The sequence below is a fragment of the Shewanella loihica PV-4 genome (assembly GCF_000016065.1).
GTDB classification, from domain to species: Bacteria; Pseudomonadota; Gammaproteobacteria; order Enterobacterales; family Shewanellaceae; genus Shewanella; species Shewanella loihica.
The window spans coordinates 884,129-906,747 of the sequence record NC_009092.1 but is presented as its reverse complement, the minus strand read 5'-3'; the positions used below and the strand labels follow the sequence as shown (position 1 = coordinate 906,747).

At 52.2% G+C, this 22,619-nt stretch carries 20 protein-coding genes and 1 riboswitch; of the genes, 10 read left to right on the top strand and 10 right to left on the bottom strand.

What is annotated here, in order from left to right; translation table 11 throughout:
• Window positions 1-66: 66 nt before the first annotated feature.
• From ahpF to SHEW_RS04085, 3 genes are all read right to left on the bottom strand, one after another.
• Window positions 67-1,632, bottom strand: coding sequence for an alkyl hydroperoxide reductase subunit F (ahpF, locus tag SHEW_RS04095; RefSeq protein WP_011864599.1), 1,566 nt, complete (start codon window positions 1,630-1,632; stop codon window positions 67-69).
• Window positions 1,633-1,808: 176 nt separating this feature from the next.
• Window positions 1,809-2,378: an alkyl hydroperoxide reductase subunit C gene (ahpC, locus tag SHEW_RS04090; protein WP_011864598.1), complete on the bottom strand. Its 570-nt coding sequence runs from the start codon at window positions 2,376-2,378 to the stop codon at window positions 1,809-1,811.
• A 197-nt stretch (window positions 2,379-2,575) separates the two neighbouring features.
• Window positions 2,576-3,319, bottom strand: coding sequence for a spermidine synthase (locus SHEW_RS04085; RefSeq protein ID WP_011864597.1), 744 nt, complete (start codon window positions 3,317-3,319; stop codon window positions 2,576-2,578).
• Between the two features lie 347 nt (window positions 3,320-3,666).
• Between SHEW_RS04085 and SHEW_RS04080 the strand changes: the two genes are divergently transcribed.
• Window positions 3,667-4,218, top strand: a complete 552-nt coding sequence (locus tag SHEW_RS04080) for a mechanosensitive ion channel domain-containing protein (protein WP_011864596.1) — start codon at window positions 3,667-3,669, stop codon at window positions 4,216-4,218.
• Between the two features lie 16 nt (window positions 4,219-4,234).
• Window positions 4,235-5,203, top strand: coding sequence for a magnesium transporter CorA family protein (locus tag SHEW_RS04075; RefSeq protein WP_011864595.1), 969 nt, complete (start codon window positions 4,235-4,237; stop codon window positions 5,201-5,203).
• A gap of 89 nt (window positions 5,204-5,292) precedes the next feature.
• Here the strand turns inward: SHEW_RS04075 and SHEW_RS04070 are convergent, their stop codons facing one another.
• Together SHEW_RS04070 and SHEW_RS04065 are read right to left on the bottom strand one after the other, a co-directional pair.
• Window positions 5,293-6,030, bottom strand: a complete 738-nt coding sequence (locus SHEW_RS04070) for a dienelactone hydrolase family protein (protein WP_011864594.1) — start codon at window positions 6,028-6,030, stop codon at window positions 5,293-5,295.
• A gap of 114 nt (window positions 6,031-6,144) precedes the next feature.
• Window positions 6,145-7,134, bottom strand: coding sequence for a 2-hydroxyacid dehydrogenase (locus SHEW_RS04065; protein WP_011864593.1), 990 nt, complete (start codon window positions 7,132-7,134; stop codon window positions 6,145-6,147).
• A 218-nt stretch (window positions 7,135-7,352) separates the two neighbouring features.
• On the opposite strand from SHEW_RS04065, the gene SHEW_RS04060 reads away from it, so the two are divergent.
• From SHEW_RS04060 to SHEW_RS04035, 6 genes are all read left to right on the top strand, one after another.
• A complete protein-coding gene (locus SHEW_RS04060; protein WP_011864592.1) occupies window positions 7,353-7,769 on the top strand; it encodes a hypothetical protein in 417 nt (138 codons plus the stop codon).
• Window positions 7,744-8,274 carry a class I SAM-dependent methyltransferase gene (locus SHEW_RS04055; RefSeq protein WP_011864591.1) on the top strand — a complete coding sequence of 177 codons (531 nt, stop codon included), beginning with the start codon at window positions 7,744-7,746 and terminating at the stop codon, window positions 8,272-8,274. Before SHEW_RS04060 ends, SHEW_RS04055 begins: the two co-directional genes overlap by 26 nt.
• A 25-nt stretch (window positions 8,275-8,299) precedes the next feature.
• Window positions 8,300-8,587: a hypothetical protein gene (locus SHEW_RS04050; protein WP_011864590.1), complete on the top strand. Its 288-nt coding sequence runs from the start codon at window positions 8,300-8,302 to the stop codon at window positions 8,585-8,587.
• Window positions 8,588-8,680: 93 nt separating this feature from the next.
• The gene (gene rluA / locus SHEW_RS04045; RefSeq protein WP_011864589.1) at window positions 8,681-9,358 is read left to right on the top strand and encodes a bifunctional tRNA pseudouridine(32) synthase/23S rRNA pseudouridine(746) synthase RluA; all 678 of its coding nucleotides are present in this window, start codon (window positions 8,681-8,683) and stop codon (window positions 9,356-9,358) included.
• Between the two features lie 134 nt (window positions 9,359-9,492).
• The gene (gene asnC / locus SHEW_RS04040; RefSeq protein WP_011864588.1) at window positions 9,493-9,954 is read left to right on the top strand and encodes a transcriptional regulator AsnC; all 462 of its coding nucleotides are present in this window, start codon (window positions 9,493-9,495) and stop codon (window positions 9,952-9,954) included.
• Window positions 9,955-10,174: 220 nt separating this feature from the next.
• On the top strand, window positions 10,175-14,026 hold the full coding sequence (locus tag SHEW_RS04035) for a S8 family serine peptidase (protein ID WP_011864587.1): 3,852 nt from the start codon (window positions 10,175-10,177) through the stop codon (window positions 14,024-14,026).
• A gap of 119 nt (window positions 14,027-14,145) precedes the next feature.
• On the opposite strand, the gene SHEW_RS04030 is transcribed toward SHEW_RS04035, so the two are convergent.
• The 3 genes from SHEW_RS04030 to SHEW_RS04020 all read right to left on the bottom strand — a co-directional run bounded on the left by SHEW_RS04030 (window position 14,146) and on the right by SHEW_RS04020 (window position 17,448).
• The gene (locus SHEW_RS04030) at window positions 14,146-15,252 is read right to left on the bottom strand and encodes a succinylglutamate desuccinylase/aspartoacylase family protein (protein ID WP_011864586.1); all 1,107 of its coding nucleotides are present in this window, start codon (window positions 15,250-15,252) and stop codon (window positions 14,146-14,148) included.
• Window positions 15,249-16,607 carry a lysine-sensitive aspartokinase 3 gene (gene lysC, locus SHEW_RS04025; protein WP_011864585.1) on the bottom strand — a complete coding sequence of 453 codons (1,359 nt, stop codon included), beginning with the start codon at window positions 16,605-16,607 and terminating at the stop codon, window positions 15,249-15,251. The genes SHEW_RS04030 and lysC overlap by 4 nt, the downstream gene beginning before the upstream one ends.
• Before the next feature lie 129 nt (window positions 16,608-16,736).
• Window positions 16,737-16,913, bottom strand: a riboswitch (Lysine riboswitch).
• A gap of 103 nt (window positions 16,914-17,016) precedes the next feature.
• Window positions 17,017-17,448, bottom strand: coding sequence for a DUF3293 domain-containing protein (locus SHEW_RS04020; protein WP_011864584.1), 432 nt, complete (start codon window positions 17,446-17,448; stop codon window positions 17,017-17,019).
• Window positions 17,449-18,025: 577 nt separating this feature from the next.
• Here SHEW_RS04020 and arcA point away from each other — a divergent pair.
• Window positions 18,026-18,745, top strand: a complete 720-nt coding sequence (arcA, locus tag SHEW_RS04015; RefSeq protein ID WP_011864583.1) for a two-component system response regulator ArcA — start codon at window positions 18,026-18,028, stop codon at window positions 18,743-18,745.
• 267 nt (window positions 18,746-19,012) lie between these two features.
• Here the strand turns inward: arcA and SHEW_RS04010 are convergent, their stop codons facing one another.
• Window positions 19,013-19,549 carry a dihydrofolate reductase family protein gene (locus tag SHEW_RS04010; protein ID WP_011864582.1) on the bottom strand — a complete coding sequence of 179 codons (537 nt, stop codon included), beginning with the start codon at window positions 19,547-19,549 and terminating at the stop codon, window positions 19,013-19,015.
• Window positions 19,550-19,648: 99 nt separating this feature from the next.
• Here SHEW_RS04010 and SHEW_RS04005 point away from each other — a divergent pair, with 99 nt between their 5' ends.
• A complete protein-coding gene (locus SHEW_RS04005; RefSeq protein WP_011864581.1) occupies window positions 19,649-20,206 on the top strand; it encodes a TetR/AcrR family transcriptional regulator in 558 nt (185 codons plus the stop codon).
• 144 nt (window positions 20,207-20,350) lie between these two features.
• Here the strand turns inward: SHEW_RS04005 and SHEW_RS04000 are convergent, their stop codons facing one another.
• The gene (locus SHEW_RS04000; protein WP_011864580.1) at window positions 20,351-22,603 is read right to left on the bottom strand and encodes a S9 family peptidase; all 2,253 of its coding nucleotides are present in this window, start codon (window positions 22,601-22,603) and stop codon (window positions 20,351-20,353) included.
• Window positions 22,604-22,619 lie beyond the last annotated feature (16 nt).

The window sequence follows — 22,619 nt, the reverse complement described above, 5'->3', positions numbered from 1 at the left end:
TTATAAAGACGAAAAAAAAAACAGCCAGCATAAAGCTGACTGTTTATTTTGTGGCATTTTGTACCTTTAGGCGGCTTCCGCGTCCGCCGGCTCGCCGAGACGGATTAGGTAATCGAAGGCGCCCAGAGAGGCTGTCGCGCCGCTGCCCATGGCGATGATGATCTGTTTAAAGGCAGAGTTGGTCACATCGCCCGCGGCGAATACGCCTGGCAATGACGTCTGGCCTTTAGCATCGACGATGATTTCGCCGCGTTCGCTAAGATCTACCGTGCCCTTAAGCCACTCGGCGTTAGGCACCAGACCTATCTGTACAAAGATACCCGCCAGGGCAACATGGTGCTGCTCGCCCGTGGCTCTGTCTGTGTAGTTCAGGCCTTGTACCCGGGTGCCATCGCCCACCACTTCTGTGGTCATCGCCTGGGTGATGATCTCGATATTGCCCATGGAGGCCGCCTTACGCTGTAGCACCTCGTCGGCGCGTAGCTTGCTGTCGAACTCCAGCACGGTAACATGCTCGACGATATTGGCCAGATCTATGGCCGCCTCTATGCCCGAGTTACCACCGCCAATCACAGCCACGCGCTTGCCCTTAAATAGCGGGCCGTCACAGTGTGGGCAGTAGGCGACGCCTTTGCCGCGATACTCTTTCTCACCCGGCACATTCATCTCACGCCAGCGAGCGCCCGTGGCCAGTAGTACAGTCTTGCTGCGCAGCAGTGCGCCGCTTTCGGTCTGGATCTCAAACAGCTCACCTGACTTAAGGCTAAGGGCACGTTGATTGTCCATGATGTCGACATCATAGTCGTGAACATGGGCTTCCAGGTTGGCCACCAGCTTAGGCCCCTCGGTCGCCTTGACCGAGATAAAGTTTTCGATGCCCACGGTTTCGGCCACCTGACCACCAAACTTGTCCGCCAGAATGCCGGTTCTCAGTCCCTTACGGGCCGCATAGATGGCTGCCGATGCGCCCGCCGGGCCGCCGCCGACCACCAGCACGTCGAAAGCCTCTTTCTGGCTGAGCTTTTCCGCCTGACGGCTGGCCGCATTGACATCCAGCTTATTGAGGATCTCAACCACACTGATGCCACCGACAGAAAACGGCTCGCCGTTCAGGTAGACAGAGGGTACCGCCATGATGTTGCGCTCGTTCACTTCATCCTGGAACAGGGCGCCATCGATCATGGTGTTTTGAATATTAGGGTTGATCGCCGACATCATGTTGAGCGCCTGCACCACCTCGGGACAGGTTTGACAGCTGAGTGACACATAGGTCTCGAAGCGATACTCGCCTGGCAGGTCGCGGATCTGCTCTATCACTTCGGGTGCGAGCTTGATCGGATGCCCACCTGTGTGCAGCAACGCCAGCACCAGAGAGGTAAATTCATGGCCCATTGGCAGGCCGGCGAAATGGATCTGACTGCCGGTGTCAGGGCTAGTCACTGTCATCGACGGGGTACGCTCACCCACGGATTCGGTCAATGACACTAATTCTGAAAGCGCGGCAATATCGGTTGCCAGCGACAATAACTCTTTTGCTTTAGGACGCTCATCTGCCGATACGACAAGTTCAACTGGGCGCTTGAGGTTTTGCAGATAGGTAGTCAGCTGATTTTTCACATTCGCATCTAACATGATAACTCCTAGGAAAAAGTGGCCCCCATAAGGGAGCCAAAAACATAGGGAAAAATTGCCGGCTCGCATGCAGGGGGAGGTGAACCGGCAATGAAAAAGAATGATGATTAAACTACTTTGGCTTTCGCCGGGTCGCCCGAGATGATGAGGCCCGGGCGACCTTGAGGAGGAAGATCTTAGATCTTACCAACCAGGTCCAGTGAAGGCGCTAGGGTCTCTTCACCTGGCTGCCATGCAGCTGGGCAAACTTCACCGTCGTGAGTCGCAACATACTGAGCTGCTTGGATCTTACGAACCAGCTCAGAAGCGCTACGACCAATACCCAGGTCGTGAATCTCGGCAACCTTGATCTGACCCTCTGGGTTGATCACGAAGGTACCGCGCAGTGCCAGACCTTCCTCTTCGATCATCACGCCGAAGTTGCGTGAGATAACACCCGTTGGGTCGCCGATCATTGGGTAGTTGATCTTGCCGATAGTGTCTGAGCTATCGTGCCATGCCTTGTGAGTGAAGTGAGTGTCGGTAGACACAGAGTAAACTTCAACACCCATAGACTGTAGCTTCTCGTAATGGTCAGCCATGTCACCCAGCTCTGTTGGGCAGACGAAGGTGAAGTCGGCAGGGTAGAAGAAAACCACAGACCACTTACCCAGTAGGTCTTGCTCAGTCACAGAGACGAAATCGCCCTTGTGGTATGCGGTGGCTGAGAAAGGCTTGATTTCGGTGTTGATGATAGATTGAGTCATTGCTTGCTCCAGTGCTCGTTATTAAGAGTAAATTTGTGGGGTGAGGCGTTTGCCTTGACCCCGTGTTCTTTGTCGATGAGGAGATAATAACGAGACTGGATAATTAAATATAACGGATAAAAGCTATCATGCTAATCGGTTTTTAAGATTATCATTGGCATGACGACATAAAACCGATTAAGGGGAGCGAGTCGCTCTCACTCCCAGGTTTCGAAGCGGGTCAGGCTGCGGCCTAACTGAAAGTCTAGCAGCAGCGACAACTGCTGCGCCTCCGCCTTGAGGCCGCTGGCGCTTATCTGCCGCGCCTGTTTACCGGCGAGCACCACCCAGTTACCACCACCCGTCAGGCAGGCGCGCACGTCGCTAAAGTGTTTCTGTAACAGGGCCAGTAGGGTGGCGTTACGGCTATGCTCCTTCCAGCAGTTAAGCACCAAATAACCTTCACTCTTGAGCAGCGCGGCGGCGTTGGCGATAAAGGTCTCGCTGAGCTGCTGCTCGTCCACGCCGTCGCCATGGTAAATGTCAGCGAAGATCACGTCAGCCTTCTTATGATCAGCATCTGCCAGAAACGCATTGGCATCCTGATGGATCAGGTTGAGCTTCTTACCCAGCGGCAACCAGAAATAACGCTTGGCCACCTCGATCACCGCCTCCCTCAGCTCGACCGCGGTAATATTGATCCCGCGGTCGAAATTACGCAGTGCATGAATGAGGCCGCCGCCACCCAGGCCGAGTACGATGACGCGTTTTGGCTTGATAAACAGCAGCACCAGCAACATGGCCTGCAGATAGGTATGCATGGGCACATGCAGCGCCGACTTGAGCAGCTTGCTCTGCTCATCGTTATCCCCAAAGGAGAGCAGGCGAACCTCCTTATCTTCCATGACCAGGAGTGGGCCGTGATCATCTTCGCCGGTATGTAGGGTGGTATAGTCTGACATCTGTCTCTCCGCAGGAACGCCTCATCTTAGGCGCAGGTCTTCAAACGCAACAAAAGATAGGCGAAATAAAGGCGCTAGTATGCCGCAAAAGCCCCCACAACGGCAAAGGCAACAGCAAAGGCAACTGCGCACACAACAGCAGGCAGATCCCTTTCCTGAAACCTTTTACAGTGCCTTATACTGAACGAGAGGCAGGTGCGAGGGTTTAGTTCGTGAATTAAGGATAAGAGCTAAGCAGCCTCCTCCGATGACGAGCCGTTCCCCTCATTCGGCCCATCATTCTCGCGTTGCAATCGGGCAAGCCTTGTAGTATTTGTTTGAAATCTTTGGCTCATTTGCAATTTACCATGACACAAACCCTACTCGTCAGCTGTCTCTACATCGGCATCTTCATCTTCGCCCAGCGTCTGCTCACCAACTGGATCGCCAAGCTGGCCGAGTCCAAACAGGTCTCCTTTAAACGCACCAAGATGGTAACCCAATATATTACCTACCTGCTGTTTATCATCATCGCCTGTCTCTGGGTGATCTCACTCGGCATCGAATATCAGCAGGTCTCGCTGTTTATCTCCTCGGTATTTGCCGTGCTCGGCGTGGCCTTGGTGGCCCAGTGGTCGATTTTGAGTAACATCACCGCCGGGATCTTGATCTTCTTCGTCTTCCCCTACCGTATTGGCGATCGCATCAAGATTATCGACAAGGATGAAGATGTTAGCGGCATCATCGCCGAGATCAGTCTGTTTCACGTGCTGATCGAGCGCAGCGACGGCATCACCATCACCTACCCTAACAACCTGATGCTACAGAAAGGGGTTTTGAAACTGACTCAGGCGCACACTCAGGCCAAGCCCTTGAGCGAATCGCCCGAGAAAGACCATACTCAAGTACAAAGCGATTAACCGACAGGGGGCCGCGATGCTCACGACATTACTCTATGATCCGCAAAATAATTCGCTCACCCGGGGCGACGCGTCTCAGGTCGCCTGCTGGCAGCAGAGGGACGACACCATACTCTGGCTCAATATCGACGGCGAGATAGACAGCGAGCTGAGCGAGTCGTTGCAGCGGGATTTCGGCCTGCACCCATTGGCGCTGCAGGACGCCTCGCGGGATCGCCATCCTCCTAAGATAGAGGACTTCGACGACCATACCTTTATTCTGCTTAGGGGCTTGTCGGCCGACTCTGACTCCATCAACTGCGACAACATAGTGCTGGCGCTGTTTGTGGGGCCGCGTTTCATCGTGACCCGCCACAGCAAACGTTCCCTCTCCATCGAGCGCACCATGACCTCGCTGGAGGCGGACGAGCTGTCGCTGCAAAACACAGGCGCCGTAGCGCTGAAACTCAGCCGCTACGTGATCAAGCGTTATCATAAGATCCTGTTTGATCTCGAGAGCCGGTTAGAGGAGCTGGAAACCGTGATGCTCACCACGGCGGACGATAAGATCTTGGCCGAGGTAGTACTCTACAAGACAGATCTCACCCGGCTGAGACGCAACTTTCACTACCATGTGGAGCTGTTCGACAGCCTGCGCAGCGAGCCCTCTATCCCCTTCGACGACAGCCTCTACCATGAGATCAACGACGTGTGCGAGCATCAACACAGGGCGGCCAGCCTGGCAGACCTCTTCTATCAGGTCTCAAGTGATCTGATCGACGGTTACATCTCCATCAGCGCCCACAGGCTCAACAACATCATGAAAGTGCTGACCATCATCACCGCCATCTTCGTACCGCTGACCTTTATCGCCGGTATCTATGGCATGAACTTCGAGTATATTCCCGAGCTGAAACATAAAGATGGCTACTTCATCGTCTGGGGGGTGATGCTCAGCATCACGGCAGTACTGATCTGGCTATTCAGGCGCCGCAAATGGCTCTAGCTAGCCTGTAGCGCAGATTGTCTCGACTAAAGTAAAAAGGCGAACCTTAGGTTCGCCTTTTTGTTCTATTCACTTTTTACGCACGCAGCTTAGCGCAGCACTCGATGGAAGAAGGCCACCGCCTGCTGATAGATCTGCAGTGCCAACGCGGGATCGTATCTGTCTCCCTCATCACGCATAAAGGCATGCTGAGCATTGACCTCGATATAGGTAAACTTGCGCCCCGTCTCAGTGAGTCTGTCATAGATCAGCCTCCGTCCCTCGCTCGGCACATGGGGGTCTTGCTTACCAAACACCAGCACCAACTCCGCCTCAATATCTCCGGTGCGGCTCAGGGAATCATTACCCGGATTGGCCGGAAGGGTACTTGAATGAATGTCCGTGGGGTAGAGACAGAAGGCACCGACCACGTCGATATTGAGCGCGGCGCGGTAGGCCAGATGACCGCCGATACAGACGCCCATGGCACCGACCTGATTGGTGCAGAAGGGCTGGCTCATGGCAAAGTCGACTAAGGCCTGGGTATCACTGTCGTGATGTTCCAGCGCCTTGGTAAACTTATCCTGATTGCCCTTGTCTTTGCCCTCATCGTCATAGGCCAATACAGTGCCTATGGGATTGAGTTCATGGAAGACTTCCGGTACCAAGACCACGAAACCGTGACCGGCTAACATGGTCGCGGCCCTGGCGATGGGCGCGGTCTGCTGGAAAATCTCCGAATAGAAGATGATCGTCGAGAACAAGCCCTCGCTGTCGGGACGATAGAGATAACAGCGCATCGTGCCCGTGGGCGTGTCTATGTCGCGAACTTCCTGTTTTACCATCATAATCTTGCCCTCAGGCCAATAAACTTATCCCTAAGTTATCAGCCTGGGCTCCCCTTGTCAGGTGAAACCCGGCTGATGAAACTAAAGAGGTGAAAGAAGTAGAAGTGAAAGAAGTTAAAATAGCTGGTTAGGACACGCTTCGCCATCGAGCAGCTGACGCACATTGGTCAGGCTGGTGTGGGCAATGGCGCCCAGCGCCTCTTCGGTGAGGAAGGCCTGGTGACCGGTAAAGATCACGTTGTGGCAGGCCGACAGGCGTCTGAACACATCGTCCTGGATGATCTGGTTCGACTTATCCTCGAAGAAGAGCTCTTTCTCATTCTCGTACACGTCTAGCCCGAGGGAACCTATCTGCCCCGTCTTGAGCGCCTCCATGGCATCGAAAGCATTTAGCAGGCCGCCACGGCTGGTGTTGATCACCATGACACCAGGCTTCATCTTGTCAAAGCTCGCCTTGTTGAGCAGATGATGGTTCTCTTTGGTCAGCGGACAATGCAGGCTGAGGATGTCGCTCACGGCATAAAGCTCATCCAGCGACAGGTATTCGATGCCCATATCCAGCACCGCCTGGTTAGGATAAGGGTCGTAAACCACAACCTTACAGCCGAAGCCCAGGAGGATCTTGATGGTCGCCACCCCTATCTTACCCGTGCCGATCACGCCGACGGTGCGGCCATGCATGTTGAAGCCCACCAGCCCCTCGAGGGAGAAGTTGGCATCGCGGGTACGTTGGTAGGCCTTGTGCACCTTACGGTTGAGGGTCAGCATCAGGGCCACAGTATGCTCCGCCACCGACTCGGGCGAATAGGCGGGAACGTTTACCACCCTGATCCCCAGGCGTTTGGCCGCCTCGAGATCGACGTTGTTAAATCCGGCGCAGCGCATCGCAATGATCTTAGTGCCATTTTTAGCTAGCTCTACCAATACTTCTTCACATAGCGAATCGTTGACGAAGGCGCAGATCACCTCGAAACCATAGGCCAGCTTGACCGACTGCATACAGAGGCGATAGTCGAAATACTCAATCTGAGCGCCAAAGGCCTGGTTGGTGCGGTTGAAATGTTCCATGTCATAGTGCTTAGCACTAAAAAAACCTATTCTCATCTTAGCTACCTAAAAGTAATTCAACATTAGACAGAGATTTGTCACCCTAGTATCACAAAGCCCCTGCCTGTCTTGGCTCCATTATAGCCAAGGAAATATGTGACTTAGCAAAGATAAATCGCGCTTAGATCACGAAATAGTTAACTTTGTGAGCCGTCAATGTGTTTTATGCCGATTTCCTGCTAAGCTGGCGCAAATTTTCAGTCTTCTTTCGCCCCATGAGTCAAAAGCACAAGCCGATTTCCGAGAAACAGTTTTGGCTGCAACGCCTGAGCAAGACCAGCCTGCGCGCCCTGCACATCTTAGGCATAACAGGTGCCGGTGGCGGCATCTTACTCGGGGTGGATAAAAGCCTGTGGTGCAACTACTGGATCTTGGCCATGAGCACAGGCAGCTTGCTGATGCTGTGGGAAGTGGTCAGAGACTGGCGCTGGCTGATCCAGCTAAAGGGCGTGCTGACCCTGGTGAAACTCTGCCTGCTGGCACTATTTATTCCCTTAGCCAACTACAAGCCTGAGCTGCTGATCGCCATCGTCTTGCTGTCGGTGATCGTCTCCCACGGACCGGCCGGGCTCAGACATTTCTCGGTAATTCATGGACGACGCCTCGATGGACGAAAAGAGATTAAAGGCTGAAGCCGCGCCGCTGCTGACGCAAAGCAGCCAGCTTATCGAACTTGATAGCCATCCCCAGGTACTCGACCTTGCCTGCGGCACAGGGCGTAACGGCATATGGTTAGCGGCCCATGGCGCCCATGTCACCTTTCTCGACAGAGACCTTGGCAGACTCGCGGCTGTACCTAAGCAGTGTCAGGCGTTAGCGCTCGACTTGGAAAGCGGCGAGCCACGACTCCCCGAGTCGCGATATGACATAGTCCTGGTGTTCAACTACCTGCACCGCCCGCTGTTTGAGCTCATCAAAGCGAGCATCAAACCCGGCGGTCTCATCATCTACGAGACCTTCATAGAGAAGCAGGCTGAGGTGGGCAGGCCCAAGAACCCCAACTTCCTGCTGGCCGAAGGCGAATTATCGCAGCGCTTTTGTGGCTGGGAGACTTTGCACGCTTTCGAAGGTAATGTAGGCTGTGAAGAGACGCCCTGCTTCAAGGCGCAATATATTGGCCGCAAACCGGCTAACTAGGATCTCACAGCGTTAAGGACGATAGATGTTTCCCTATCCCGAACAGTACCGACTCGCCGCGCCACCATTAGTCACCGCCCTCATGGTGTTATGGTCGATAGTCTCGCGCGCCCTGTTCGGCGACGACAGCGCCATCGCCTTCTACCCGCTGTTTATGCTGTTTCCCCTTAACATCTTACTGCATGGCAAGTTGATCTGGCAGGCCAAGGGAATAGAGCGGTTGGATCAGAGCATCTACGCCTTTATCCACCTCAGCCTGGCGTTCGTGGTCTGGACCTTTGCCATCATGCATGTCAATGGCCACAGTTTTTAGGCCCGCTAAACCACGCAGGATTCGTGGGTAGCACTTGCGCCGCCCGCGCCCTAAAGGTATCTTTGCAGCCCGATTTAACACCCAAGGTTTGCCATGTCTGATTTCGTGTATGCACCGCCCACCGAGCCCTGGCTCGAGATCCTCCACGAGGATAAAGATATTCTGGTGGTCAACAAGCCCTCAGGCCTACTTTCCGTGCCTGGCCGTGACCCCGCCTATTATGACAGCGTCTACACCCGCGTCCTGCGCGATCACCCCAACGCCCAGATAGTTCACCGTCTGGATATGGCGACTTCAGGCATTATCGTGGTGGCCCTCAGACGCAGCGCTGAGCGGGAACTTAAGCGCCAGTTTCGCGATCGCGAGACCCATAAGATCTACTATGCCCGGGTCGCCGGTCATCTGAAGGCGGAGCAAGGTAGCGTCGATTATCCGCTGATCTGCGACTGGCCCAACCGCCCGAAACAGAAGGTGGATCATCAAATCGGTAAGGCATCTAAGACCCTGTTCGAGGTCATCAGCCGCGCCAAGCGCTCGACCCTGGTAAAGCTCACGCCGATCACAGGTCGCTCTCACCAGCTGCGCGTACATATGATGGCCATAGGGCACCCCATCCTGGGCGATAACTTCTACGCCGACCCGCTGGCCAAACGCCTGGCACCGCGTCTGCTGCTGCATGCCCAGTCGCTGAGCCTGACCCATCCCTACAGCAAACAGCCTATGACCTTCAGCACGCCAATCCCCTTCACGGATGTCACCGAGGAGCAATAGAGCCCGGTGTTAACTTATCGGCATTCACTGGGCCTGCTTCGCGATAAAATCTACTTAATTCGTTAAAAGATTAGCAGTTAGCTAACCAATACCGTAAATTACCTCATAATGTTGACTTAAAACGGTATGTAGCAATGGATAGTTCATTTCAGCGAGATCAGCTCGACAACCAGATCCTCTCGGCGCTTATGGAAGAGGCGCGCACCCCCTTCGCCGAACTGGCCAAACGTTTCGGCGTCAGCGCCGGCACCATACATGTGCGGGTAGAGAAGATGAAACAGGCGGGCATCATCACGGGCGCCCAGATCACGGTAAACCCTAAGGCCCTCGGCTATGACGTCTGCTGTTTTATCGGCATCAACCTCAAGAGCGCCGGCGACTATCCCGCCGCCATCGCCAAACTCAATGCCTTAGAAGAGGTCACCGAGGCCTACTACACCACGGGCAACTACAGCATCTTCGTCAAGGTGATGTGTCAGTCGATCGATGGCCTTCAGCATGTGCTGATCAACCGCATCCAATCCATCGATGAGATCCAATCCACCGAGACACTCATCAGTTTACAAAATCCTATCAGCCGCGCCGTGAAGCCTTAATCCAGTACCACTGGGGCTTACAGCCTTAGTGGATACTACTATTTAAAAACCGCTTACAACTTTTTCTTCTACCAGCTTTAACTTTGGTAATCTTTTGTGTTAAAAAGAACAAGCCGTCAACATAGCGGCAACAAAATAAGAAAAGATTAGTAACCAAAGTTACAGCAATACCAATAGTGTTTTGTGTCTCAAAACACTTCTATTTGACAAGGAAGAAGTTGTGAAAACTAAATTATCTCTAGCCATTTCAGCGGCGCTGATCTCGAGTGCGGCTGTAGCCAGCAACCAGTACACCGCAAATCCCTATGCTCCGGAAATCACTTCTGCTGATAGCTACAAGAAGCCAGCAGCTTCTCAGCCTTCACAAGTGGCTCCGCAGCGCTTCATCATCGAACTGAACTCTCCTGCCGTTGCTAAATACCAAGGCGGCATCGAGTCAATGGCGGCCACAGCCCCTAAGAAAGGCCAAAAAGTTAACGTACAGTCTGCGCCAGCTCAAAGCTACGCCAGTTTCCTAGCCAAAGAGCAGTCACAATTTGTGAGTGAACTGGCGAAGAAAGTACCTAACGCCAAAGTTGAGCAAAGCTTCAAGACCCTATTCAATGGTGTGACTATTGTTGGTCAAGGTCTGAGCATCGAGCAGCTAGCGGCCATGCCAAACGTTAAGTCTGTCTACCCTGAGACTATGTACGAAGCTAACATGGACTCATCTCACGACGTCATTAACACTGAAGCGATGTGGGAAGCGGTTTCTGGCATGGAAAACGCCGGTAAAGACATTCGTGTAGCGGTAATTGATACAGGTATTCGCCCAGAAAACCCAATGTTTGCTGGCGAAGGTTTCACAAAACCAGCCGAAGGAATGCCAAGCGACGACTACTGTTCGACAGTAGATGCAAGCTTCTGTAACGACAAACTAATCGTTGCCCGTTGGTCACAACCTACTTTTGAAGTGTGTGCCGACGAGCATATGAGCCCACTGGGTTACGGTGGTCACGGCTCTCACGTTGCCGGTACCTCTGTAGGTAACAAAGTCACCACTACCTACGAAGGTGTTGAAGTTGAACTATCTGGTGTTGCACCTGCAGCCTACCTGATGGTTTATAAGGCACTATTTACTAAGACTGACTGTGCACGCGGCAGCGGCTCTAACATCATGCTGATGGAAGCAATGGAGCACGCCGTAAACGATGGTGCAGATGTTATCAACAACTCTTGGGGTGGCGGCGCTGGTGGCGACCCAGCCAACAGCCCATACAAGGCTATGTATGAAGCTGCTGAAGCGGCTGGCGTAGTCGTTGTTACCGCTGCAGGTAACGATGGTAACGGCCCACAAACTATCGGTTGTCCAGCCTGTATCGAATCAGGTATTACCGTTGCTAACACTACTACTGGTCGTTTCTTTGCTAACACCCTAACCGTTGATGGTGAAGAGATTCTTGCACTGCAGGGCAACAATGGCCTGCTAGAGGCAGATATCACTGCACCTATCATCGCTGCAGCTAACATTGACGCAGAGAACACCCTTGGCTGTACGCCATTTGCTGCCGACTCTTTCAAAGACGGTATCGCCCTGATCTCTCGCGGTTCATGTTCATTCGCAACCAAGGCTGAAAATGCCGAGGCTGCGGGCGCGAAAGCTATGGTCGTTTACAACAGCGTACCAGGCGCTCCAATCTCTATGTTCATGCCAGATTCAACACTGCCAGCAGTGATGGTTTCTGACGCCGACGGCGCAGCTATCCTTGAAGGTCTGGGTGATGACACCACAGGTACTATCGCGGCTGAAGTGACTCGTATCGTTAACAGCAAGTTTGCCGATATCCTGAACCAGTCTAGCTCTCGTGGTCCTAACGGTAACCAAAACATTCTGAAGCCAGATCTTGCTGCGCCAGGTACCTCTATCCTGTCGGCAACTTCTCCTGATGAAGATGGTACTGACTTTACCACTATGTCTGGTACCAGTATGGCGAGCCCACACGTTGCAGGTGCTGCTGCACTGATGAGCCAGCTACACCCTGATTGGTCAGCAAATGACATCAAGACAGCGCTAACTTCTACTGCTCACATGGCAGGCGTACTCGATGATGATGCGGCGACTCCTGCCGATCCATTTGCAATGGGCGCGGGTCGTATGGATCTAGATGCTGCGGCTAAAGCAGTACTGACCTTCGACAAGCCTTCAATTGCTTCTGACTCTTGTGTCGGTCCTTGTACTTTCACTCGTACCGTATACAACAAGAGTGACGAGAAGACCTCTTGGGAGCTTTCAGCTTCTTCTGACAGCGCAGGTATCAGCGTATCGCCTTCATCACTGGAACTGGAAGCTGGCGAATCAGCAACCTTCACTGTGACTGTTGATTCAACCTTCAGCGAATACGGTGCTTGGATCTTCGGTAACGTCATGATCAAGAGCGCATCTCACCAAGACGCTCACCTACCAGTTGCTATCCTGGCTAAAGAATCAAGTGATTCTTCACTGATCTCTACCATGGCAACCAAGGCTGATCTGACAGCTGCTGAAGATATGCCAATCAAAGCCGTTGTAAACAACACAGTATTTGAAAACACTGTAACTGTTACCGCTATGGCACCAGAAGGCACTAAACTTACTTCTGCCGATGACGTTGAAGTTACGCTAAACGGCGCAACGCAAAACGGTTTCGAAGTTGATGAAGCGCTTGGTCGCATCACCTGGGTAGGTCAACTGGATCTGCCACAGATTAAGTCTGCCAAAGGTACTGGCGCTAGCCCAAGTATCTTCGACCTAGACCTGGCCTATGTACCAGCTTGTGCTGATGGTTGTGATGAGAAATCATTCACCTTCAACCTACCTGAGTTCAAGTACAACGGTGCAACTTACACCCAGCTAACCATCTCTGATAACGGTATCGCAATCGTTGGTGGCGGTTCAGCATCTGGTACTTGGAACAACAAGGAACTGCCAGATAGCGCGAATCCAAACAACATCCTGGCACCGTTCTGGAGTGACTACGACCTGAGCGACGGCACTGTCGGCGACACGGGTGGCGGACAGCTAGGTATCCAGGTTGTTTCTGCTGGTGGTAACGAGTGGATTGTTGTCGAGTGGAAAGATGCCCAGCTATATGCTGACGCCTCTGGCAACAAGTACAGCTTCAGCCTTTGGATCCAAACTGGTGACGTAGAAGATATTTGGTTCAACTACCTAGATATCCCTAACATGCCAAGCAATGTCACTATCGGTGCAGAAAACATCAGCGGTAGCGTAGGTACAACCTTCCACTACAACGGACAAGGTGGCACTGTCACTACTGACGATTATGTTGCACTGCAAGCGACCTCTTCAGGCAGCGTAGAGATCGACTATCTGGCGACGCCAACTAGCTTCAACCCAGGTCAAACAGACAACTTCTCTGTTGACGAAGAAGCGACCTTGGAAGCAAACGTGTTAGAAAACGACACTGTTAGCCAGAAAGTAGCTCGCGTCTCTGTAACTGGTGACGGCATGACAGCTAACGCACAACGCATCATCGATGTTGCGCCAGCTGGTGCACTAGGTGAAGCAACACTGGTTGACGAGCCTGCACACGGTGAAGTGACTCTAGAGAAAGATGGTTCTATTACCTATACACCAGAAGATGATTTCTTCGGTAAAGACTCATTCACTTACACCTCTAAGGATGCCGAAGGCAACCTGAACGCAGCGACCACTGTTAATGTTATGGTTAACAACATCAACGATGCACCTACCGTGGCTCCTACAGGTATGACAAGTACCGAAGGCTTCGTGGTAACCGCTAAGGCCAATGGCAAAGACGTTGATGGTGACAGCCTGACCTACACTTGGACACAGACTGCAGGTACACCTGTTACCTTCAACAACGGTGGCGCAGAAATTAAGTTTACTGCTCCAGCAGGTAACAACACCCTGACCTTCTCTGTCGTTGCCAGCGATGGTGAGCTAGAGAGTGAAGCGGGCACTGCGACTATCACAGTTAACGCCAAGGAAGAGAAATCTTCAGGCGGTGGTTCACTGGGTTGGTTCGCTCTGCTGATGCTACCATTTGCCGCGCTACGTCGTCGCAAGTAAGCAGATAGCTTGAACAGAAAAAGGGAGCCACTTGGCTCCCTTTTTTATTGATAACGCGAAAGGCGACTAAACCAAGCGCTAAACGATGAAATACAAATCCTCCAGGCTAAAAGCCCAACCTAAAGCGCAAACACCTTAGTCATCACCTTATAGAGCTCTGTGCCTTGATACACAGACGCCGAGGCAAAATGCAGTACGGGCACGCAGTCAACAGGCAGACTCAGAGGCACTATCGCATCCTCCTCGCCATATCTGTCGACACGCAAGATGTTGGCGAGCGGCTCACCGGCCAAAAGTGGCTGCCCCACCTTCGCCTTATACTCCACCAAGCCGCCTTGCGGCGCGTGATACTTCTTATAGTCTTTCAGATAACAGGCGTAGCGAGGCATCTCAGCTGGCTCAACCCGCTCACTTATTACACCGCGCAGGCTGAGATAAGCCATGATCCCTTCGACATCAACCAGGGCATCTGCCAGGTCGACATTCTCCTGACTACCAAGCTCCAGGGTAAAGGCCGATACGGGCACCTCAATCTCGCGCCCCTGAGTGGCCAGGTATTCACTCAGCTGCCACCAGGGGCAGAAGATAGACTCATCCATGGCCCCGCCGAATTCGTTGGGGATCAGCAGGGTGTAGGGAATAGAGAAGTACTTGGCGGCATCTTGGTCATACTCGGGGCAATAGAGGTGCTTGCACGACTTAGGGCCGGTATGCAGATCCAACACGATATCCGCCTCATGGCCCATCTGCTGTAGGCTCACCGCCAGACGATGGCCCGTGGTGATCCCCCAGGGCTCATGCAGACGGCTATAGCAACGCTCGACCAGCAAGGCCCTGAAATGGGCGATCAGCTCGGCATCATTCAGGTGTTTATGGCCTTGATACCAGCTAGCAATATCCAACTTATGGTCGAGATATTCACGGTTCCAGTTCACCCCGGTAATGGGATCGAACCGGCCTAGGGTAAACTCGCCACTCTTTTGATTGATCCCCAACGGATTGGCCAGGGGCACTAGGGTGATCTTACCGCGCAGCTCGCAGCTTTCTAGGGCCTGCATCAGCTGATAGATCACCGCATTGCCCTGCACCTCGGCGCCGTGGACGTTTGCCTGTATATAGACACTCGGCCCGGTCAGCACCTCAGGGGCAAACTCAAACAGATTCAGCTCGAGATCTTGGCCAGTTGCGAGCTCGCCAATCTTTAGCGTAGAACGACCCGGCTTCATAGTGACCCTTCAAACAAGTTTTGATGCAGGGCGCTGACGACCTGAGCCGCCTCAGACTCGGCCACCAGGACGCACAAGTTGTGTGGGCTGGCGCCCTGACAGATCATACGTACATTGTGGGGCTCTAACACCTCGAATACGCGGCGACACACACCCGACGTGGTGGCAATCTTATTGCCCACTATCGCCACCAGCGCCAGACCATCTTCGACCCGCACCCGGCAATGCTGCGACAGCTCCTGCAACAAGGCCTCGCTCAGCAGGCTGTTTCCGGCCGAATCTGAGCCCGTCTTATCTAGCGTCAGAGAGACGTTCACCTCTGAGGTGGTGATTAAGTCCACACTGATCTTGTGGCGCGCCAGGGTGGCAAAGGTCTCGGCCAGGAAGCCTTGGGCGTGCAGCATCTGTAGGCTATGAAGATTAAGTAGGGTCTGGTCGCGTCGCACCGCCACGGCGCGATAGATAGGCTCGTCGTTCACCTGATGACGTATCCAGGTGCCACCGAGCTCAGGCGCCTTGCTGGAACCGACAAACACCTGAATCTTGTGTCTGACCGCCGGCAAAATGGTTGCCGGGTGCAGCACCTTGGCCCCAAAGGTAGCCATCTCGGCCGCCTCGTTGAAACTGATCTCAGGGATAGGACGCGCATTCGGTGCAAGGCGCGGGTCCGTGGTGAAGATCCCCGGCACATCTGTCCAGATCTCAACCGCAGACGCATCCAGCGCCTCGGCAAGTAGGGCCGCAGAGTAGTCGCTGCCCCCACGGCCTAACGTGGTGGTGGCTCCCTGTTCATCGGCGCCGATAAAACCTTGGGTCACGATTCGTTGCTCACTAAGCAGGGGCAACAGATGCTCTGTGCAAAGCTGCTTCACCGCCTCTATCTGCGGCTCGGCGCGACCGAAATGACTGTCGGTGCGCATCACCTGACGCACATCGAAGGCACTCGCCCGCTCGCCCTTCTCTCTCAGCACGGCAGCAAACAAGACAGATGAACACTGCTCACCCTGGGCAAGCAGTTCGTCTGTGGTCGCCTTATTGCGGTTTTGGGAGAGCGACTCGCTCAGGCTGGCAATCTTACTTAATATAGCATCGAGGCGGGCGGCCACATCATGGGGCTGACCCAACTCGTCGAGGATCTTATATTGAATCGAGGCGATCGCCTTGAGCAGCTGCTGGCGACGCTCAAAGTCCACATGCTCCTGAGTTAGCTCCACCAGCAGGTTGGTCACGCCGCTCGAGGCGCTGACGACCACCACGCGGGTTTCAGGATTGGCCAATACGATATCGGCGCAGCGGTTCATCGCCTCATAATCGGCAACCGAGGTACCACCAAACTTAGCAACAACAATAGACATTAGCGCACCTCAACCCAAGTAGCTGACGATGACACAAAAGAAATAGATAACATTGAATACGCTCCGAACTTACTTCGTTCGAAGAGCCTGGTGCAAAGATGACGCACCCCAAGACGGGAAACAGCGATTGCCACCAGAAGCTCTCCACCAAAAAACAGGTGACAATCGATGGGATTCAGCCCAGTCGACCGATAAATAGATGAAACCAAACATCTCTTTACCTCGGCGTTAATCTCCCTCATAAACCGTCAACGGAGTTTGGACTCCTCGGGCTTACTACCTAGTTAACGCTCCTCTTCTGTATCACTAACCTTAAGGTCAGGATGCAAGAAAACTATCAAATAACAGAATAAAAAGTCAACGATATTTTAGCTTGTCTTGATGAAAGCCTCTCAAGTTCCCCCGCCTGCTAGCGGCTGATGTCGGGCAGCTCGCTGACCAGACAGACCCGGGCAGAAAACTTGCCCAGGGTGAGCTCGTCATACTCCACCAGACAAGGCACCAGTTGCAGCTCGTCCTCATCGACAAAATAGATGGCGTTTTGATTAAACACCTTGCCAAGATCCACTGCTGCGGCCTTATCGATAGACACCGCCCAGCTCTTCTCCATATGGCCTCTGTCACTGGAGGCACCGATTAGGGCACGATAAGGATATTGAAGACGTTGAATATGACGTTGAAGCTGTTTGTCGAGGAGACGGTTTTGCGAGGGAGAAAGGTGTTGGCCTTTAGGATTATGAGCGGTAATGATTGCAAATGATAACGAAGGGGAGAAAGGTTGTGTAAGTAAGAACTGCGTTTGCTGATAGCATTGCCAAAGATGTTCGCTTGCTGTACTCATCACTAAAATATTCCTAAATTAGATTCCGTCGATTATAGCAAAATTCCTCCGCCTTCCTAGAGGTGTGAGACAGGTCACTTTATTAAATTTTATTAATACCATTAAAATCATACCCTTACATACATAAATGTGATTTACATCAAATCTCAAAGGAATTTTGTTAACATTTCATTTGTTAACAAATGACTAAAACGAGTACAATAAGTTCGTTGATTCACTTCCACTCATCTCACGATGAAATACTTTTTGTTACATCTTGTCGACGACAAGGTCATCAAAAGTTAGTCAATTTCCTGTATAAAATGTGAGCTTAGGCTGATTTAGCATTTAAACTTGAAAATATTACATAGTTAACGGAACTATTCCCAACTATTGTTAATCGAAGTGAGTAACAGTTCGCGTGTCTTTTGAAAGAGATACGTATACTTTACTAATCATGAAGTGTGTTGCTGTACCAATTGGGTTTGATAAAAGCACTACGTGAGTTCGGTAATTGTCGCGAAGACAGATAGGGCGCAGCAGCACCAACTAGCGCTCATGGTTAGAACAGTTTTAAACAAATATTAGGTAAATAAATATGCAAAACCCGCACATTCTGATCGTTGAAGATGAAGCCGTTACCCGGAACACGCTAAGAAGTATTTTCGAGGCTGAAGGATATGTGGTAACTGAAGCCAATGACGGCGCAGAGATGCATAAAGCCATGCAGGAAAACAAGATCAATCTTGTGGTTATGGATATCAACCTACCAGGTAAGAATGGTCTGCTGCTTGCGCGTGAACTTCGTGAAATCAATAACATCGGCCTTATCTTCCTTACCGGCCGTGACAACGAAGTTGACAAGATCTTGGGTCTGGAAATTGGTGCCGATGACTATATCACCAAGCCATTTAACCCACGCGAACTGACTATCCGTGCACGCAACCTGCTGACTCGCGTCAACAGCACTGGCGGCGAAACCGAAGAAAAGAGTGCCGTAGAATTCTACCGCTTCAACGGTTGGAGCCTAGAGATCAACAGCCGTTCACTGGTAAGCCCACAAGGCGAGTCGTACAAGCTGCCCCGCAGTGAGTTCCGCGCCATGCTGCACTTCGTTGAGAACCCAGGCAAGATCCTGACCCGTGCCGACCTGCTGATGAAGATGACAGGCCGTGAGCTTAAGCCACACGACCGTACCGTGGACGTGACCATTCGTCGCATCCGTAAGCACTTCGAAAGCTTGCCAGATACGCCAGAAATCATCGCCACCATCCACGGCGAAGGCTATCGTTTCTGCGGTAACTTAGAAGAAGCATAAATCACATCCAGCTAGCGCAAATGTGATTCGATTAAAAAGCCAGTCTAACGACTGGCTTTTTTGTACATGGATTTTCTCTGTTTATAGAGAGTTATCCCCGGTGGCCAGGGCCTGAAATGTTCCCGACATTTCAAGGCATTTCCTCCCTGCCCCACAGGGAAGTGAGGAATGTCTAAAATCCTAGAGAAGGATTTAGACCTAACCGAAACGATACCTGAGTATCGAGTCGGCCTTTCGAACATTCACGACTCTCCGACAAGAAAGTCTCTATGCTCTCTTTCGGTGATAAGTGGTTTGGGTCAAAGAGTCTAATACCACTTCACTCTTAATCACGTTAAAACTTAGTGAGCTTTCAAGTTCACCAAATAGGGGGACTCCACCACCAAGTAAAATAGGAAAACGAGTAATCACCATTTCATCGATCAGATCTTCTTTAAGGAAGTTTTGAATAGTCACTCCACCGTCAATGTATAGCTCATTGAATCCCTTCGCATTCAAGTCAGCGATAATATCAACTAGCTTCCCTTTAACTAAAAAAACTTTATCTTCATAACCTTGAGGAACTTCGGTCATAGTGTTACTCAACACAAACACCGGCTTACTATAAGGCCAGTCACAATCAAAACTCAGCACCATATCTAAGGTATTTCGCCCCATTACTAAGCCGTCAACTCTCTCCATCAAAGCGACAAATCCCGTATCAACATTGTTTGGATTAGGTACTGAATGTAGCCAGTCGAGTTTGCCTCGCTTATCTGCGATATATCCATCTAAACTGGTTGCAATAAATACGATGTTTGCCATGAGCACCTCGTCAAGTTTATGGTGATTGAGCCAAGCTAAAATATGGTTTAAAATAATTTCTACACCGTAGAATTAATGGTGAGTTTATCGGGAGCTCAAATGAGTGTCAATGAAAAGAAACGTGGACGCCCTAATGGAAAACAGTCGCAGTTAAGTGCGCAAAGCATACTAGAAGCAGCTAAGTCTTTGATGAAAAGAGATAGTAAAACACCGAGTATCCGCTCATTGGCAACAGAATTAAACGTGGATCCAATGGCAATCTATCACTATTTTAAAAACAAGAATGCATTGTTAGAAGCCCTTACCTCTTCGCTCGTATCCGAAGTCTATCAACCTCAAGCAGACCCTGATTGGCAAGGCGAATTAAGGCGTTTATGTGTCAGCTATATTGAATTGTTGCAGCAATACAACGGGCTACTACAAATCATGTTAGGGATGACATCCCTGGGTCCCGCCCAAATATTTACCGAGCGTTATAGAAGTATTATCGCCCCTTTAGCACTAGACGAGAAAACAGAAAAAGATAGTCTAGATTTACTCGCTGACTACTTACATGGCTTCGCGTTATCAGCCAGTTGTTGCCATGATGCAGAATTAATTAAGCCCCAAATGATGAATGGGCCTTTGACTCTGATTTGTAAATCATTAGAAACCTGACTTAAAAGTTTCTTCTGAAAACTCATATTCAACTAGTAAGGCATGCTTGCTTCCCCATCGAATTTACGACTCTCACAACAAAAAGCCCTGCTGCTTTCAATAAGCAACAGGGCTTTTGTTTTGCTAAGGCCTAACGCCGATCGCTTAGTGCTTCAACTGCCTGTCGAGGAAGTCGGCCAGTGAGCGATAGAGGTGAGTGCGCACCTTCTCGCCGCGCATCGAGTGCTTAGAGCCGGGGTAATCTATCATCTGGAACAGCTTGCCCTCGTCCTGCAGCGCCTTGTAGACACGGGTGCTGTTCTCAAACAACACGTTGTCATCGGCCATGCCGTGATACATGAGCAGGCCAGACTGATAACCTTTGACGTACGGCAGTACGCTAGAGGCCTCATAGCCTTCGGCATTGGTCGCCGGGTGCGACAGGTAACGCTCTGTGTAGTGGCTATCATATAGAGACCAGTCGGTCACGGGGGCACCCGAGATAGCCGCCTTGAAGTAGTCCGGCGCCTTAAACAGGCTCATCAGCGCCATGTAGCCGCCATAGCTATGGCCATAGATAGCGATATTCTTGCCATCGACATAGCTGAGGCTACGCAGGTAGTCGACACCGGCCTTCTGGTCATTCACCTCAGCCTCGCCCAGATGCTTGTAGATCACCTGCTCAAACTTAGTACCACGATGGGCCGAGCCGCGGTTATCCAGCTGGAACACGATGAAGCCCTGCTGCAGCAGATACTGGGTAAAGTAGTCGTGCTCGCTCCAGCTGTTAACCACCAGCTGAGCATGGGGACCACCGTAGACACGCACCACCACAGGGTACCGCTTAGTGGCGTCAAACTGCGTCGGCTTAAACAGGCGATATTGCAGCGCCTGACCATCTTCCGCCTTTATCTGGCCAAACTCGGGCAATTGCCACTGACCAAAATAGGGATAGAGGGGATGGCTCTTGTCCACCTGGTTCTGCTCGACCCAGGCCAGGCGTTTGCCCTGCTCGTCATGAAGGCTTATCTGCGGCGGCTGCGCCAGGCTGTTGAAGTAATCCAGGTAGATCGCCTGATTGTCGGCAAATACCGGCGCGTGCATGCCGCTACGCTTGCTCAGCTGCTCTATCTTGCCGCCCTTAAGCGGTACGCGAAACAGGTGCTGCTCGACCACACTCGCCTTGCGGCCGGTAAAATAGACCCAGCCTTCCTGCTCATCCACATGCACCAGCTCATCCACCGCCCAGTCACCTTTGGTCAGCTGCCTGAGCTGTCGCCCTTGCTGGTCGAACAAATAGAGGTGATTAAAGCCGTCACGCTCAGACGCCCACAGCATCTGTGGCGACTTCTTGAGGAAATATAGGTCATTATTCAGGTTCACCCAGGCGTCACTCTCCTCGCGGATCATGGTCATGGGCGCATCTTGACTGCGAAGATCTAAGATACGCAGATCCAGTCTGTGCTGATCTCGGCTCTGCCATTGAAACGACAGCTGCAGGCTGTCGGGCAACCACTTCACCCTCGGCAGATAGATATCCTTATCCTCTCCCAGATCGACCCAGCGTACCTGCTTATTAGCCAGAGTCACCACACCCAGGGCGATGGCGACGTTGTTCTTGCCGGCATAGGGGTAGCGCTGCTCGGTCAGCTTGATGCCATCGGCATAGATCTCGTTGCGAGTCACCAGCTCGACACCCGACTCGTCGATGCGGGTAAAGGCGATGGCCGACTCATCCGGCGCCCACCAATAGCCGGTCATCCTGTCCATCTCCTCCTGGGCGACAAACTCTGCCATGCCGTTCTTAATAGCGCCGCCACCGTCTGTGGTCATGGCAGTCAGCTTCTGAGTGCGCAGATCGAACACATAGAGGTTCTGATCCCGCACGAAAGAGACATAATGGCCTTTAGGCGACAGCTTGGCGTCTGTGGTAAAACCCTCCCCTACAGGCAGTGGCGTCACCTTGTTATCGCTCAGCGAGTAGTAATAGAGGACGCCCGATGCTGGGATCAGTAGTGCCTGGCTGTCATCCGCCCAGAAATATTCCATGATCCCCTGACCATAGATGCGTTGACGCTCGCGCCGCGCCTTCTCCTCATCGGACAGCTCGCCGCTCTTCAACTTGTCGGCGTCCAGCAGCAGGCTCTGTTTACCGGTGGCCACCTCCATCTGCCAGAGATCGTAGAAGTGTTGATCCTCTGCCCGACCAGCCAGATAGGTCACACGCTTACCGTCGGGCGACAGCTTTAAGCCCCTGGGGCTGCTGCCCGCCAATGCGGGAGAGGCATAGAGCCTTTCTATGGTGAGGGGTTCATTGCCGCCGACAGGCTGCGCTAGTTGGGGTTGTGACGCACTTACCGCGTGAGATAAAAACATAGGCACCGCCATCAAGGCTGAACTTATCCATTTTTTAGTCATTATTATGTCCTGGATA